Genomic DNA, 16420 nt, shown 5'->3' on the forward strand with positions numbered 1-16420 from the left:
ACAGCGTAGAGGCCTTTCTTCGTTTATTTCTCTTCTGCGGGCCGCTCCTCGACTCCCGAAGGAAGCCAGATAAGAGGGTTCTCCCCAAGATCTCTTTCCACATCGTAATGGGCTTTTTGGAAGCCCATCTTTTCCCAAAAACTGTGTGAGTTAATGCGCGGGTTTGTTTTCAGTGGAAGATCATAGCCTTTTGCGAACTCTACGAGCGCTTTTCCATATCCAAGACCACGATAGTCAGGAAGCACCTCGAGCTTCCATAACTCCAGATAATCCTGAGGAGGCTTGAAGTAATGGTCATATTTCGATTTCACACGATATAAGCTCATCCGCGCCACTAAAGCGCTTCCATGATAAATGCCGTAAAATGGTGATTCACTGTCATTCTCTACAATATTGCTCTCAAGATCCTCCAGCATCGTAAGTTCCTGATTGCCATATTCCTTGAACCTCTTGAATTCTTCCAGCGTTTTATAATTGACCAGTAGCGGCTGGACTTTCATTTTCGTTGTCATGATGGAATCCCCTTTCTTATATCTGTATCTCTCTATATTATAATATAAAAAAATTCAGAAATAAATGAACAATTGGTTCGTGGACAAGAATCGACTGCACCAGCAGAAACTATTCTGCTACAATAGGGAATTAGAATGGGAAGAAATGGGGAGGATTCATGAAAATAGGAATAGTTGGAGCCGGGGCTGTCGGATTGCTCGCCGGCGCATACCTGGGCAGACACCACGAGGTACATATGATCGTGCGGCGCGAAGAACAAAGGAGAATGTTGACAAAGAACGGAATTGCCTGCGATACGCTTGAAAGTCCCGTCCCTGTAAAGGCTTCGCGCTCCTTGGATGAGGAGGTGGACCTTATCCTTTTGACCGTAAAGCAGCATCATCTTCCGGATGTGTTGGATGATGGACTCCCGGCCGGTGTCCCGTTATTATTTCTGCAAAACGGTATGACGCACTATAGGCGTGCTTCCATCGATCCGCGTCCGTGTTTTACAGGAATTGTGGAACATGGAGCGAGGAAAGAAAACGATTGCTCCGTCCGTCACACAGGGAAAGGTGTCATGCGAATAGCGCCGTTAACAGACGAGGGCTTTGGGGTGTATCGCCGTCTGTTTGAGGCGCTTGCGGAAGAGGATTTCCCGATTTATTTGGAGGCACGGGCGGAGACGATGCTGAAGAAAAAGCTTCTTGTGAATGCGGTCATTAATCCTGTAACCGCCGTCTTTAAAGTGAGAAACGGAAAACTGCTTACCAACCCTTATCTTTGCGATATAGCACGGAAACTCTGTGAAGAAGCCTGTGACGTCCTTTCTCTCTCTTTTCCGGACGAATGGGACAGGGTTTGTCGGATCGCAGAGAAGACAGGCAGCAACCATTCTTCCATGCTTGTTGACCTTATGGAAGGGAGACAGACAGAAGTGGATGCCATATCCGGCTATATTTTAGAAGAGGGCACCCGGCCGCTTCCCTATCATGAGTTCATCGTTACCGCTGTCCGGGCCATAGAATGGGAGGAAGGAGGGAATACGAATGAGTGATCTTTTTGTGTATGTCATTGCAGGAATCGTGACCCTGCCGATTCCGTTTCTCATCCTCTTTTATTTATGCGCACGCAAAATGAGCCGCTATAAGCTTAAGGCTCTCCACCGTACGGCCAATTACACGGCACCAGTCTTCATCTTAGCTGTCCACGTGCTTCTGATCGTATTGTTCGACCGCAGCTTTTTATCTGTCATCATCATCTTATTACTGTTATTATTTGCTGCATCGATCATTGCTCAGTATAAGTGGAAGGAGGAAGTCCGCTTTTTACGGGCGTGGAGAAGCTTGTGGCGGGTAAGCTTCCTGTTGTTCATGGTTCTGTATATGGGTTTGTCCTTGTTCGGCTTGGTCGACAGGCTGTTCTTCAGTTGATATGGTGGGGGGAGCCATACGGAGATACGACGCCTGGAAACGCGGGTTGCGTATCTTCTCCAAACAGATGAGGTGAAGTATCCTCCTGTTTTTTGTACAATACAAGAGGATACATACTTCAACCATGTAACTTCAGCAAATAAAGGAGCCATATAGATATGCGTATCGACCCAATACAATTACCGTCCAAGCAAGCATTCTTCCAGGATTATAAACAGAATTATGAAGCGGTAGCCGACCGTTTTGCGTACCACCCTTTCGAAGATACGACCTGGCAGGCAAGACTGGACAGGCTGAAAAAACAGCCTTATCAGCGGGAAGCCTTGGCAGAAGTGCTGACAGAAATGAATACCCGCTGGGATGCGCCCGCCGCCTCTATGGAAAATATTGAGAAACTGAAAGAAGAAGACAGTGTCGTTGTCATAGCCGGACAGCAGGCAGGGCTTCTTACAGGACCGCTTTACTCCGTCCACAAGATCATCTCTGTCCTGCAGCTGGCGAAGGAAAGCGAGAGAGCAACGGGGCGGAAGGTAGTCCCGGTTTTCTGGATCGCCGGGGAAGACCACGACTTTGATGAAATCCACCATGTGTTCATGAAAGAAGATGACTACATGCGTAAGATGACCATCGACCACATGCCGGAAACGAAAGCATCGGTTTCAGAACTGGACATCGATCAGGAGAAGGGGCGTAAATGGCTGAAGGATGTCTTTCAGATGATTCCGGAAACCGAATATACCCTGGATCTGTTCAAGGAAATGGACCGTCAGTTGAACGAGTCCAAGACGTACACGGACTTCTTTGCTCGATTGGTGTATCGCTTGTTCCCGGATGAGGGGATCGTTTTGATCGATGCCCATGCCCCGGAAGTGAGAGAACTGGAGTCGGATTATTTTAAGAATATGATTGAGCACAACCGTGAAATTGCCCAGGGGGTATATGCTGTCCTTCAGAAGAACCGCCAGGCCGGCTACGAAACACTACTGGACAGTGAAATCAATGACGCCCACCTCTTTTACCACCGGGGAAAAGAGCGCATTCTCCTTAACCGGGAGGAAGACGGGATGTTCCGAGGGAAAAATAATGAAGTGGCTTTATCGAAAGAGGAGCTGCTTCACATAGCAGAGCACTCTCCACAGCAATTGAGTAACAACGTGGTGACAAGGCCGTTGATGCAGGAGTCGTTATTCCCGGTGCTTGCTTTTATCGGTGGTCCCGGTGAAATCAACTACTGGTCTGCCCTTAAACCAGCCTTCGATGCGACGGGTCTCTGTATGCCGCCTGTCTTCCCGAGGCTGTCCTTTACACTCGTCGACCGGAAGACTGGGCAGAGCCTGGAGAAGTTCCAGATCACAGCTGAGCATGCTGTCCGATACGGTGTCGCCGGGGAGAAAGTCAATTGGCTTGCCGCGATGAGTCAGCCTCCGATTGGACGTCTGTCTGAACAAGTAAAGGAAGAGATCGGCCGTGTGCATGCTCCTTTACGACAGACATCTGCCGGTATCAGTACAGATCTCGGGCAGCTTGCAGAGAAGAACCTGCAATATATCCTGGATCATATCGATTATATGGAGAAGCGTCTCCACCAATCCATGGAAAACCGTCATCAATATGAAATGGATCTTTTTGCGGACATCGATGTCACACTTCATCCATCCGGGGGCCTTCAAGAACGAGTGTGGAGCATTCTCCCATGGGTCAACCAGCACGGGATGGAGTTGTTCAGCCGGTTGAATAGACACCATCTGAGCTTTGAGCAGGACCATTTTGTCGTATATTTGTAGGGGAAGTCACCCACTTTCTACCACGAACAGAAAAATAGCTTCCACCCTTTAAAATCCTGCCTTTCGAGGCAGGATTTTTGCTGTTGGGAGAGAATGAATAAAAAGTAAGTGGAGAAAAGTGGGGCGATGTGGTAAGGTGAAATCAGAAGGTGGGGGAACTCTATGTTCATGGGTGAATACCAACATAACATCGATGCGAAAGGAAGGATTATTGTGCCTTCCAAGTTCCGCCCCGATCTCGGCGAAAGCTTCGTCCTGACCAGGGGTTTAGATCAATGTTTGTTTGCTTATCCTATGGATGAATGGAGACTGTTGGAAGAGAAGCTTAAAAAGCTTCCCCTTACTAAGAAAGATGCCCGGGCCTTCACCCGCTTCTTCTTCTCCGGTGCTGTTGAATGCGAAGTGGACAAACAGGGGAGGGTGAATGTCCCCCCGACACTTCGGAAGTATGCATCATTGGAAAAGGAATGTGTCGTGATCGGTGTTTCCAACCGAATCGAGTTTTGGAGTCATGAAGAATGGGAAAGTTATTTCGAGGCATCGGAAGAATCCTTCTCAGAGATTGCAGAGAATATGTTGGATTTTGATATCTGACAAGCAGAAACGAGTGAAACCATGTTTGAACATTATAGTGTATTGAAAAAAGAAACCATTGAATATTTAGCTGTCGATCCGAAAGGGATTTACGTAGACTGCACCCTCGGTGGTGGAGGACATTCCGAAGCGATCGCATCCGTGCTTGAAAGCGGAGGACGGCTGATCAGTTTCGATCAGGATGAGATTGCACTGGCAGCCGCAAAAGAAAGACTGGAGCCGTACGGAGATCGGGTGACGTTCGTCCATGCGAACTTCCGACAGCTGGAAGAAAAACTGGAAGAATTGGGCATCCCTGAAGTGGACGGGATCATTTATGACCTCGGTGTCTCCAGCCCTCAGCTGGACGTGGAAGAGCGTGGTTTCAGTTATCACCAGGATGCACCGCTTGATATGCGGATGGACCAAAGCCGCCCGTTAAGCGCAAAAGAAGTCGTTAACGATTGGGCATATGAGGATCTGGTTCGTATTTTCTTCAAATATGGAGAAGAGAAATTCTCGAAGCAGATCGCCCGTAAAATTGAAGCGGCAAGGGAAGATAAACCGATCGAAACGACGGGAGAACTGGTGGAATTGATCAAGGATGGAATCCCTGCACCCGCAAGAAGAAAAGGCGGACACCCGGCTAAACGGATTTTCCAAGCCATTCGTATTGCGGTCAATGATGAATTAGGTGCCTTTCAGGACAGCCTTCATCAGGCAGCGCGTTCCGTAAGCGTCGGCGGCAGAATCGCTGTCATCACATTCCATTCTCTTGAAGACCGCTTGTGTAAGCAGGCATTCAAGAAGTGGAGTTCGAATCCGCCGCTTCCGAAAAATCTGCCAATGATACCGGAGGATAAACAGCCACCTTTCCATCTCGTCAGCCGAAAGCCTATTGTGGCGGAAGAGGAAGAGCTTGAAGAGAATCGCCGTTCCCGTTCAGCCAAACTAAGAATCGTCGAGAAAGTCAAACCTTGGAATAAGGATTTTGAATTCAATGAAGGGTGGAAGCAAACATGAGCGCGGAGCAAATAAGAAGACAAAGACAGCCTTTACATCAGCCTGATAAACAGAAGCAGGTGAAAGTAAAGGTACATAAAAAGAAGTGGATCAGTACAGGAGAGAAAGTGTTGTATTCCGTTTCCAGTGCCGTCGTCATCGCCGCCTCTGTATTCCTTGTTCAGTTCTCCTCCTCTACGGATTCTCTCAATAGAGACATCCGCAGTCTCGAGGAAAACATTTCGAAACAGGAATCGGTCAATGAGAATCTTGCCTATGAAGTCAAAGAATTAAGTAACCCGGACCGTATACTGGGTATTGCTAAAGAAAACGGGCTCGATATCCAAAACGCCAAAGTAAAACAGGCCGGAAAGGTTTCCGATGAGTGACTCTCACTCAGGTGATGCGTGATGAAGAATAAGAAAACCAATCGCAGCGCCGCCCTGCTTCTGTTGGCTTTTGGAGTCCTGTTCCTCGTCATCGCGGGCCGTTTCTTATATATTGAAACGGCTCCGAAAGTCGAAGGGGTGGACTTGAAGAAGTGGGCGGAGAACGTGCGGAAGACGACCTATGATATCGATGCAACACGAGGCAAGATTTACGATAAGAACGGGATGGTTCTTGCTTACGACCGTCCGACTTATCGGATCTATGCGATTCTGGATCCGGATTATTCCATAAATTCCGCGGAGCCGAACCATCTGCAGGATGTGGATGAAGCAGCGGAGAAGCTTGCTCCGATTCTTGAGATGGATGCGAGTGAAATTAAGGAGAAAATCGTAGACGGCCAGGAAAACGATCGGTTCCAAATCGAATTCGGTTCTAAGGGCCGTGATCTTTCACAGGCGAAAAAGGAAGAAATTGAGGATCTTGACATAAGTGGCATAAACTTTACAGAAGAAGCGAAGCGCTATTATCCAAACGGGATGTTCGCTTCTCATATCATCGGCTTTGCGCGGACATCGGAAGGGGAAATATCCGGTGTGACCGGCATCGAAAAGCAGATGGAGAAGTATTTGAAAGAGACGAAGGGCGAAATCAGTTACGAGCGGGATAAGTATGGGACGAAGCTGCTGAATCCGAATGAAGTGATGAAAGAACCGGAAAACGGGGACGAAGTCTACTTGACGATCGATCAGAAGATTCAGACATTCCTGGAAGATGCGATGTCGGAAGTAGATGAGCAGTACAACCCTAAGAAAATCATGGCGGCGGTAATGGACCCGAAAACGGGCGAAATCCTCGCGATGAGTAACCGACCGAGCTACAATCCGAACGCAATCGGAGATGTAGACAACTGGTATAACGACATGATTTCCAACCCGTTTGAACCCGGGTCGACCGTAAAGATGTTCACTTGGGCAAGTGCAATTGAAGCAGGCGTCTATAAAGGAAGTGACATGTTCAAGTCAGGAACGTACAAGGTGACGGAAGACTCGCCCGTCATCGGGGACCATAACAACCGGAACGGCTGGGGGTCCATAACGTATGATGAAGGCTTCCAGCGTTCATCCAACGTGGCGGCTTCCAAGCTTGCGTACGATGTTCTGGGACCGGAGAAACTTCGTAAATATTTCTCTGACTTTCACCTTGATAAGAAGACGGGGATCGACCTTCCGAATGAAAGCAACGGAAGAATCGTATTCGATCGTCCGATCGAGCAGATAACGACAGCCTTTGGACAGGGATCGACGTTCACGCCGATCCAACTGATGACGGCGGCGACGTCGATTGCCAATGATGGTCAGATGATGAAACCATACGTTCTTTCGAAAATCACCTCCAGTGAGGACGGCAAGGTCGTGAAAGAAAATAAACCGGAACAAATCGGAGCACCGATTTCCCCGGATACGGCGAAACAGGTGAGAGATCTGCTCGGAACCGTCGTCACTTCCGAGCATGGCACGGGTCAGTCGTTCAAGCTGAATGACTATTCGTTAGCTGGAAAGACTGGTACGGCACAAATAAGTGAACCCGGCCAAGGCTATCTTACAGGCAGAAACAATTACGTTTTCTCCTTCATGGGAATGGCACCGAAAGAAGACCCGGAACTTCTTATGTATGTCGCTGTCCAGCAGCCGGACCTTGAACCGACGGAACTTGGATCGGAGCCGGTTTCCTATATCGTGAAGACGGTCATGGAGAACAGTCTGCATTATATGGATATCAAGCCGGATAAAGAAGTAGAAGAGCCTATGACCCCGCTCTCCCTGCCTGATGTCACAGACCAGCCGGCAGATGAAGCGGCCCGCAAACTGAAAGAGACTTTCGAAAATGTGGAAGTCATCGGCGATGGCAGTAAAGTGACAGCCGTTCTACCTGAACCCGGTACGAAAGTGGTAGAGAACCAAAAGATCATGATCGTCACGGATCAGCCGAAGATGCCTGACTTGACCGGTTATTCCATCAGGGATATCCAGCGTCTTGCGCGGCATTTCAAACTGAATATTGAAACAATGGGTAATGGATATGTTGAAAAACAAAGCATACCGGCAGGCTCACCAATAAAAGAAGGAGGCTATCTGGTGGTGGAACTTTCCCCTCCGTCCTCTGAGTAACACCATTCCAGGCAGTGTTCTAATCGTTTCTTGATTGCATATAGTGATACAAGCTGACTCTAACGACTTTTTAAAGGAGTTTAAGAGATGAGACGAGTATCGCAAGTAATCGTAAAGAAACGGTTAGTCACTGTTTTTCTTGTGGGAATGGTTATTTTTTTTGTCATTGCAGGGAGACTTGGATATGTACAGTTCTTCTTAAGTGATTTCCTGATCTCCAAAGCGGAAGAATCGTGGAGCAGGGATATTACGTTCGAGCCGGAGCGGGGAGAGATCCTCGATACGAATGGGGAAGTGCTTGTGGGGAATCAATCCGCTCCGACGGTCATGGTTGTACCCAGACAGGTGAAGGATCCGGACAAGACTGCTAAAGATCTGGCTCAAATTCTGAATATGGATGTAGAGAAGGCGCTTGGTCACGTGACGAAGAAGACGTCAATCGAACGGATTCATCCGGAAGGCCGCAAGATATCGGAAAAGCAGGCGGAGGCCATTCAGTCCCTGCAGCTTCCGGGGGTTTATGTAGCGAAGGATTCGGAGCGTTATTATCCTCATGGTTCGTTTCTTTCGCACGTGCTTGGGTTCAGCGGCATCGATAACCAGGGGCTGCTCGGGCTGGAAGCTTATTATGATGAAGAACTGAAAGGGGAGAAGGGCGCGCTGTCCTTTTTCTCCGATGCGAAAGGGAAACGAATGCCGGATATGGCGGACATATACAGCCCGCCGGAGGATGGCAAGGATCTTCAGCTGACAATCGATTACAAAGTACAGTCCATCATCGAGAGGGAACTTGATATTGCACAGGCGAAATACAATCCGGATGGAGCCGTAGCGCTGGCGGTGGATCCGGATACCGGCAAAGTGCTTGGGATGGCGTCCCGTCCCAATTTCAACCCGGCGAATTATCAAGAGGTCAAACCGGAAGTATATAACCGGAATCTGCCTGTCTGGAGTACGTACGAGCCCGGATCGACCTTCAAGATCATTACGCTTGCTGCAGCGTTGGAAGAGGATCTCGTCGATTTGGATTCCGAGCACTTCCATGATTCCGGATCAATCAATGTCGACGGCTCGACCCTGCACTGCTGGAAGAGCGGAGGCCACGGCGATCAGACGTTCCTTGAAGTGGTACAGAATTCCTGTAACCCGGGTTTTGTACAGCTGGGACAGCGTCTTGGCACAGAACGCTTGTTTGAATATATTCATCGTTTCGGCTTCGGTGAGAAGACCGGCATCGACCTCGAAGGAGAAGGAAAGGGAATCCTCTTTAAGGAAGAGAACGTCGGGCCGGTAGAGCAGGCTACGACAGCCTTCGGACAAGGGGTATCTGTCACACCGATTCAGCAGGCGATGGCCGTTGCGGCCGCAGTAAACGGCGGTTATTATTATGAACCGTATATTCAGGAAGCATGGCGTGATCCTGTCAGCGGCGACATCCTGGAGAAAAATGAACCGAATATGAAGGAGCGCGTCATTTCCGAGAAGACGTCTGCAGAAATCAGACGTGCCCTTGAGAGCGTCGTTGCACAAGGAACGGGGAGAGGGGCTTACGTTGAAGGATACCGCGTCGGAGGAAAAACGGGTACCGCCCAGAAGGTAGGTCCGGATGGCAGATATATGGAGAACAATCACATCGTTTCTTTTATCGGCTTTGCTCCTGCTGACGACCCAGAATTAGTCGTTTATCTCGCTATCGACAACCCGAAGGACACGGTTCAATTCGGCGGAGTCGTTGCTGCCCCGATTGTTGGCAGCATTATGGGCGACAGTCTGCGTGCGATGGGGGTCAAACCGAGGAAAGATGGCCTGGAGAAAGAATATGCGTGGCCGGAAGAGCCACTCGTGGAAGTTCCTGATATCATCGGAATGGACGAAGAAGAACTGGGGCAGATGCTTTTGAATCTGGAAATTGAGGCAAGCGGCGACGGTAAGGAAGTCATTACGCAGTCACCGGAACCGGGTGTGAAAGTAGAGAGCGGTTCGAAGGTTCGTGTCTATATGGGGAATTGATTTTACGCTATAATAAAATTTGCATGCAGGTAGGGTGACGTGTATGAAAATGAGTGAGCTGCTACAGTTTCTTCCTTTCTATCAAACGACTCAGCCGGTTGCAGATATAGAGGTCAAGGGTTTGTCCATGGATTCGCGGACGACCTGTAAGGACGATGTATTTATCGCTATCCGCGGGGTGGAGGCAGACGGACACCGTTACATAGCTTCAGCGGTTCAAAAGGGGGCCGCAGTGATCGTAGCGGAAGAAGCGACGGATACAGATGTGCCTGTCGTGCTCGTCAACGATACGTCACGGGCACTTGCTATGATGGCGTGTGCTTTCTATAAGACACCCTCTCATTTCCTTCCCGTTATCGGCATCACCGGTACCAACGGGAAGACGACGATCACGTACCTTCTTGAAGAGATGTTCCGGCTTCACAGACAGAGAACGGGGATTATCGGAACCATTCAGGTGAAGGTAGGAGACAGAATCTTCCCTGTAAAGAATACCACTCCGGATGCACTTACGCTTCAAAGGTATCTATCCGATATGCGTGCAGAAGGAGTGGATCAGGTAATCATGGAAGTATCCTCGCATGCACTGGATCAGGGGCGGGTGTACGGCTGTGATTTCGATATCGCTGTCTTTACAAACTTGACGATGGATCATCTTGATTATCACGACAATTTCGACGATTACCTTCGTGCTAAGTCCCTATTGTTCGCACAATTAGGAAATGGGTATAATAAGGGACGTGAGAAATTTGCCGTCATTAATAAAGATTCTCCATCTGCGATAAAATTCATCCGATCGACCTCACAGGCACTTCTCACATACGGCATCCACGAGCGGGCGGATGTCATGGCGAAGGATTATGTCCTGAAGGAGACGGGCACGCAGTTTCAGTTGATTACACCGATTGGAAACGTTAGGATCGACAGCCCTATGATGGGGATGTTCAGCATATACAATATGCTGGCGGCGGCAGGGGTAGCTGTGTTGTCTGGCATCCCTCTTGCGACCATTCAGCAGTCTCTCGGCAGCAGTAAGGGAGTGAAGGGCCGCTTTGAACCGATACGGGAGGGGCAGGATTTCGGCGTAGTCATTGATTATGCCCATACCCCGGACTCCCTTGAAAACGTGATTCAAACTCTGGATGGAATATGTCAGGGAAGAAAAATCGTCGTAGTCGGCTGCGGCGGGGATCGTGACAGAAGCAAGCGTCCCCTCATGGCCAGGCTTAGTGTGGATAACGCGGACCTTGTCTTTTTTACGAATGATAATCCGAGGACGGAGGAACCGGCACAGATTTTTCATGACATGACGATCGGTTTGAAGGGGAACTATACCATTATTGAAGACCGGAGAGAAGCCATAAAGCAAGCGTTGAAGCAGGCGAAGCAAGGCGACATCGTCCTGATTGCAGGTAAAGGTCATGAGACTTATCAGGAAATGGACGGTGTCCGCCATCCATTTGATGATGGAGAGACAGCAAAACAGATACTAAGAGAAATGAAGGAGCATCCAACATGATACTAGAAGTGGTAGAACTATCGAAACTGTATCCGAACAATAAAGGAGCGTCCAAAGACAGCATCCGCATTGAATCCGTCATGACCGATTCCCGTAAAGAAGCGAAGCAGAGCCTGTTCGTTCCTATCGTTGGCGAATCGTTCGATGCCCACCGATTCATTGGTGATGCGATCAAACACGGGGCTGTCGCAGCAGTGTGGCAGAAAGACGTAGAGGTTCCTGCCCTTGTACCGACGGATTTCCCGTTGTTCTTCGTGGACGATACGACCAAAGCGCTTCAGGATGTTGCAGACTACTATTTGAAGAAGGTGGACCCGGTCATCGTCGGTGTAACGGGATCAAATGGAAAAACGACTACGAAAGACCTGGTCGCAGCCGTGCTGTCGACCCGTTTCCGGACGCATAAAACGGCAGGCAACTTTAACAATCATATCGGGCTTCCGCTGACCATCCTTTCTATGGACCCTGAGACGGAAGCATGCGTACTGGAGATGGGAATGGACCGGGCAGGGGAGATTTCCGTTTTATCCAATCTTGCAGAACCGGATCACGCCATCATTACGAACATCGGGGAGTCTCACATTGAAAACCTTGGATCGAGAGAAGCCATCGCAAAAGCGAAGCTGGAAATCACGGAGGGACTTTCCCGGACAGGATCGTTGATTTTGGACGGTGACGAACCGCTGCTTGAACACAAGAAACAGGAGGAAGGAACAATCAGCTGCGGATTTGGTGATGACTGTGACTATCAAGCCGTAATTGAGTCGTCCTCCGATAATGACACGACGTTCCGTGTCGGTGCATCCACCTATACGCTGCCTATGGCCGGGAAACATAATGTGAAGAATGCCACATTTGTCATTGCCCTCGCTGAGCGTCTCGGGTTGACGAAAGAACAAATTCAAAATGGATTCGGCCGCATACAGATGTCTGCCATGCGTTTTGAAAAACATGAAGGTCCGGAAGGGTCTCTTATTATAAATGATGCGTACAATGCGTCCCCGACGTCTATGAAAGCCATCATTGAAGTTATTAAAGATTTGACATCAAAAACCCAAAAAGTGTTAGTATTAGGTGATATGTTTGAATTGGGAGATCAATCAGAGATGCTCCACCGGAGTGTGGCAGACGCCATCGATGAATCGATTTCAGCCGTATTCACCATCGGCGCCCACGCCAAACAGATCTCCGACGCCGCACGGGCGGAATATCCGGATATGGAAACTAAACACTTTGAAGAAAAGAAAGCGTTAAGTCATCATGTGCGTTCGTTACTGACTGCTGATACTGTAGTTCTTATTAAAGCTTCCCGTGGGATGAAACTCGAAGAGCTGCTGACGGATCTTGTAGACTGATCGACAGGCGATGATGATGCTTAAGGAGGAAACGTACTAATGAACGAATACATACTACTAATTACTATGGCAATTTCATTCGCTATCACCGTCGTGATTTCGCCGATGATCATACCATTTTTAAGACGATTAAAATTCGGGCAGGCCATTAGAGACGAGGGGCCTGAATCCCACCAGAAGAAATCAGGAACACCGACGATGGGTGGAGTCATGATCATCGTTGCCGTTCTTGCAACAACGCTGATTGCAAGTGCGGTCTTCCATCCGGATTCCAATGGAGCGGAATTGTTCATCCTGCTATTCGTCCTTGTGGGGTACGGACTGCTCGGTTTCCTGGATGACTATATTAAAGTCGCTCTCAAGCGCAATCTCGGCCTTACTTCCAAGCAGAAGATGCTCGGCCAGATCATTATTGCTCTGGTCGTTTATTTCATTTTACGCAACTCCGGATTCCCTACCTATATCAGCATTCCTGGAACTTCCGTGGAATTTGATCTCGGCTGGGGTTACGCCATCTTAATTCTGTTCATGCTTGTCGGTGCCTCCAACGCCGTTAACTTAACGGATGGACTGGACGGATTGCTTGCGGGTACAGCAGCCATCGCTTTTGGAGCATTCGCCATCCTTGCCTGGACAGGAGATATGAATGTCGAAGTCACGCTCTTTTCTTTGGCGGTCGTAGGAGCCCTGCTTGGATTCCTTGTGTTTAATGCCCATCCGGCTAAAGTATTCATGGGAGATACCGGCTCGCTTGCCTTAGGTGGAGCCATCGCAATCATTGCCATTCTTACGAAAATGGAATTAATCCTTGTTATTATCGGTGGCGTATTCGTTTTAGAAACGTTGTCGGTTATTATTCAGGTCATCTCTTTCAAAACGACCGGCAAACGGGTCTTCCGCATGAGTCCGCTGCACCATCACTATGAACTGAAGGGATGGTCTGAATGGCGTGTAGTAACGACATTCTGGACAGTGGGGCTTTTATTTGCTGTTATTGGTATTTATATTGAGGTGATGTTCCGATGAAGACGTTGAAGCAATTTTCCTATACGCATGTATTAGTTTTAGGTTTAGCAAAGAGTGGAACAGCCGCGGCCCGCTTGTTGTTGGACAGCGGTGTGCAGGTACGGGTTAACGATTTGAAGGCAGATCCGGAGAGTTCGGAAGTCCGTGCATTAATTGAAGCAGGAGCAGAAGTGATTACTGGAGGGCATCCACTGTCCGTTCTGGATGGTGTTGATTACCTGATCAAGAATCCGGGAATCCCTTATGAAAATCCGATTGTTTCAGAAGCGGTGGAGAGAGGGATGCCGGTTGTAACAGAAGTGGAGCTCGCCGGATTGCTGCACGAAGGACCGCTCGTAGCAGTCACAGGATCCAACGGGAAGACGACGACTACGACGCTGATTCATGAAATGATTAAAGCAGACGAGCAGAAGGTCGCCCTAGCCGGCAACATCGGACACGTATCCTGTGAAGTAGCGCGTTCCACAGAAGCCGATGAAACGATGGTGACCGAACTTTCTTCTTTCCAGCTGCTTGGAACAGAAGAATTCCGTCCGGATATCGCTGTCTGGCTTAATTTGTATGAAGCGCATCTCGATTACCACCATACGCTTCACAATTATCATGAAGCGAAAGCGAGGATCACCAGGAACCAGACGGAAGCGGATACCCTCGTTTACAATGCCGATGATGAAAGGATTCAAGCCTTCCTTTCACAGACGAAAGCGAAGCTCGTGCCGTTTTCACTGAAAGAAAAAGGGAAGGGAGCCTGGGTGGATGACACGCATCTGTACTTTGAAGAAGAAGCGGTCATAGAGCTTTCGGAAATCGTGCTCGTCGGGGAACAGAACCTGCAGAATATATTAGCCGCCGTCGCCTGCGTGAAAGTTAACGGTATTCGGAACCAGGCCATCATCGATGTTCTCCGTACATTCGCAGGCGTCCCGCATCGGCTGCAGTTCGTCACAAAGAAAGAGAACCGATTGTTTTATAATGATTCGAAGGCGACCAACATCCTTGCGACTTCCTATGCGTTGAAGTCCTTCCAACAACCTGTCATCCTTCTCGCCGGAGGGCTGGACCGCGGGAACAGCTTCGACTCACTTCTGCCTTACCTCGGGGGAGTGAAGGCGATGATCGTGTTCGGCGAGACGGCAGAGCTGCTCATGAAGACGGCTGAAGATGCCGGGATTGAATCGGTTGGGAAGGTAGATACGATGGAAGAAGCCGTCCATGAAGCTTACCGGCAGTCTGAAGCAGAAGATGTAATTTTGCTGTCTCCGGCATGTGCCAGCTGGGATCAGTACCGCACATTCGAAGAAAGAGGCGACATGTTTATAGAAGCGGTGCATAAGCTCTAATAAGGGCTTATGCGACAAGCTTTAGCCCTGTTTTCCACTAAGATGGGAGGTAGGGCTTTTTTGTATGGAAGAACAAAAGAAGCCGGATTTATGGCTGATAGTCTCGATCCTCGGTATATTGACGATTGGTATCATCATGGTGTACAGCTCTTCGAGTATATGGTCGGAATATAAGTTTGACGACCCCTGGTTCTTTGCGAAGCGGCAGATTCTTTTTGCGGCAGCCGGCCTCATAGCCATGACAGTACTGTCGCGGATTCCTTATTATGTCTGGCACAGACACGCGAAAGTTATCCTGGTCATCTGTCTCATATTCCTTATCGCCGTCCTTATTCCCGGAGTAGGGATGGTGCGCGGCGGCGCCCGGAGCTGGATTGGTGTCGGGATGTTCAGTATCCAGCCCTCCGAATTCATGAAGCTCGGTTTGATCTTATTCCTGGCCCGTTTTTTATCCGAGCGTCAGAAGAAGATGGCCTCCTTTCAAGAAGGCTTTCTTCCGAGTCTTGCCCTCATTCTCGTTCCGTTTGCTTTGATCATGCTCCAGCCGGATCTAGGGACAGGTGTCGTCATGGTCGGGACATGCCTTGTTATGCTGTTCACAGCTGGTGCAAGAGTCAGCCACTTCATGTGGATTGCCGCAGCCGGTGCGGCTGGCATGATCGGGTTGATTGCTTCTGCCCCTTATCGGATTAAACGGATCACCGCGTTTCTTCATCCTTGGGAAGACCCGCTTGGTGCTGGGTTTCAAATCATTCAATCATTGTATGCCATTGGACCTGGCGGACTTCTCGGCTTAGGGCTTGGTAACAGTATGCAGAAATTTTTCTATCTGCCGGAGCCTCAGACGGATTTCATTTTTGCTGTGCTTGCAGAAGAGCTTGGTTTTCTCGGTGGACTGCTTGTTCTCAGCCTGTTCTTCATTCTGCTGTGGAGGGGGATTCGGACAAGCTTATATGCACCGGATCTGTTCGGATCGCTGCTTGCTCTTGGTATCGTTGGAATGATAGCCATTCAGGTCATGATCAATGTGAGTGTCGTAACCGGCCTGATTCCCGTTACCGGCATCACCCTCCCTCTGGTAAGCTATGGAGGTTCGTCCCTTACGCTGACCCTTGCAGCTCTCGGCCTGCTGCTCAGTGTAAGCCGGTACTCGGCAAAATAACCTGGTCTTTGTAAAGCAACAGGTGAAATTCCAAATAGGATTCTCCTTGAGTGTTCCCGACCCCTAGCACTGCCTGATGGCAGTGCTTTTTCATTTTTGTACAGGTAACAGCATCCCGTTGCTCCGCTCCCCGGTCATTTACGGAACGAAAGCCCTGTGTACCAAG

General features: G+C 49.1%; 14 protein-coding genes. 13 read left to right on the top strand and 1 reads right to left on the bottom strand.

Annotated elements, in window-relative coordinates; genetic code table 11:
• Positions 1 to 23: 23 nt before the first annotated feature.
• A complete protein-coding gene (locus tag AXG56_RS03840) occupies positions 24 to 512 on the bottom strand; it encodes an N-acetyltransferase (RefSeq protein WP_008639167.1) in 489 nt (162 codons plus the stop codon).
• A 158-nt stretch (positions 513 to 670) separates the two neighbouring features.
• Between AXG56_RS03840 and AXG56_RS03845 the strand changes: the two genes are divergently transcribed.
• The 13 genes from AXG56_RS03845 (at position 671) to spoVE (ending at position 16254) form a co-directional block, all read left to right on the top strand.
• Positions 671 to 1549, top strand: a complete 879-nt coding sequence (locus tag AXG56_RS03845) for a 2-dehydropantoate 2-reductase (protein WP_062513329.1) — start codon at positions 671 to 673, stop codon at positions 1547 to 1549.
• A complete protein-coding gene (locus AXG56_RS03850) occupies positions 1542 to 1925 on the top strand; it encodes a DUF3397 domain-containing protein (protein ID WP_062513331.1) in 384 nt (127 codons plus the stop codon). Before AXG56_RS03845 ends, AXG56_RS03850 begins: the two co-directional genes overlap by 8 nt.
• A gap of 158 nt (positions 1926 to 2083) precedes the next feature.
• The gene (gene bshC, locus AXG56_RS03855; protein ID WP_062513333.1) at positions 2084 to 3709 is read left to right on the top strand and encodes a bacillithiol biosynthesis cysteine-adding enzyme BshC; all 1626 of its coding nucleotides are present in this window, start codon (positions 2084 to 2086) and stop codon (positions 3707 to 3709) included.
• Between the two features lie 162 nt (positions 3710 to 3871).
• On the top strand, positions 3872 to 4303 hold the full coding sequence (mraZ, locus tag AXG56_RS03860; RefSeq protein ID WP_008639171.1) for a division/cell wall cluster transcriptional repressor MraZ: 432 nt from the start codon (positions 3872 to 3874) through the stop codon (positions 4301 to 4303).
• Between the two features lie 21 nt (positions 4304 to 4324).
• A complete protein-coding gene (gene rsmH / locus AXG56_RS03865) occupies positions 4325 to 5305 on the top strand; it encodes a 16S rRNA (cytosine(1402)-N(4))-methyltransferase RsmH (RefSeq protein ID WP_008639172.1) in 981 nt (326 codons plus the stop codon).
• Positions 5302 to 5673: a cell division protein FtsL gene (gene ftsL / locus AXG56_RS03870; protein WP_008639173.1), complete on the top strand. Its 372-nt coding sequence runs from the start codon at positions 5302 to 5304 to the stop codon at positions 5671 to 5673. Before rsmH ends, ftsL begins: the two co-directional genes overlap by 4 nt.
• Before the next feature lie 21 nt (positions 5674 to 5694).
• Entirely contained in the window at positions 5695 to 7842 is a 2148-nt protein-coding gene (locus AXG56_RS03875) for a penicillin-binding protein (RefSeq protein WP_062513335.1), read from the top strand.
• Between the two features lie 87 nt (positions 7843 to 7929).
• Positions 7930 to 9852, top strand: a complete 1923-nt coding sequence (locus AXG56_RS03880; protein ID WP_062513337.1) for a stage V sporulation protein D — start codon at positions 7930 to 7932, stop codon at positions 9850 to 9852.
• 43 nt (positions 9853 to 9895) lie between these two features.
• Positions 9896 to 11371: a UDP-N-acetylmuramoyl-L-alanyl-D-glutamate--2,6-diaminopimelate ligase gene (locus AXG56_RS03885; RefSeq protein WP_062513339.1), complete on the top strand. Its 1476-nt coding sequence runs from the start codon at positions 9896 to 9898 to the stop codon at positions 11369 to 11371.
• Positions 11368 to 12726: a UDP-N-acetylmuramoyl-tripeptide--D-alanyl-D-alanine ligase gene (gene murF, locus AXG56_RS03890; protein ID WP_026577513.1), complete on the top strand. Its 1359-nt coding sequence runs from the start codon at positions 11368 to 11370 to the stop codon at positions 12724 to 12726. The genes AXG56_RS03885 and murF overlap by 4 nt, the downstream gene beginning before the upstream one ends.
• A 39-nt stretch (positions 12727 to 12765) precedes the next feature.
• Entirely contained in the window at positions 12766 to 13752 is a 987-nt protein-coding gene (gene mraY, locus AXG56_RS03895) for a phospho-N-acetylmuramoyl-pentapeptide-transferase (RefSeq protein WP_026577512.1), read from the top strand.
• Positions 13749 to 15092: a UDP-N-acetylmuramoyl-L-alanine--D-glutamate ligase gene (murD, locus tag AXG56_RS03900; RefSeq protein ID WP_008639185.1), complete on the top strand. Its 1344-nt coding sequence runs from the start codon at positions 13749 to 13751 to the stop codon at positions 15090 to 15092. Before mraY ends, murD begins: the two co-directional genes overlap by 4 nt.
• 64 nt (positions 15093 to 15156) lie before the next feature.
• Positions 15157 to 16254: a stage V sporulation protein E gene (gene spoVE / locus AXG56_RS03905; RefSeq protein WP_008639186.1), complete on the top strand. Its 1098-nt coding sequence runs from the start codon at positions 15157 to 15159 to the stop codon at positions 16252 to 16254.
• Positions 16255 to 16420 lie beyond the last annotated feature (166 nt).

It is taken from the genome of Halobacillus sp. KGW1 (assembly GCF_001592845.1).
Lineage (GTDB): Bacteria > Bacillota > Bacilli > Bacillales > Halobacillaceae > Halobacillus.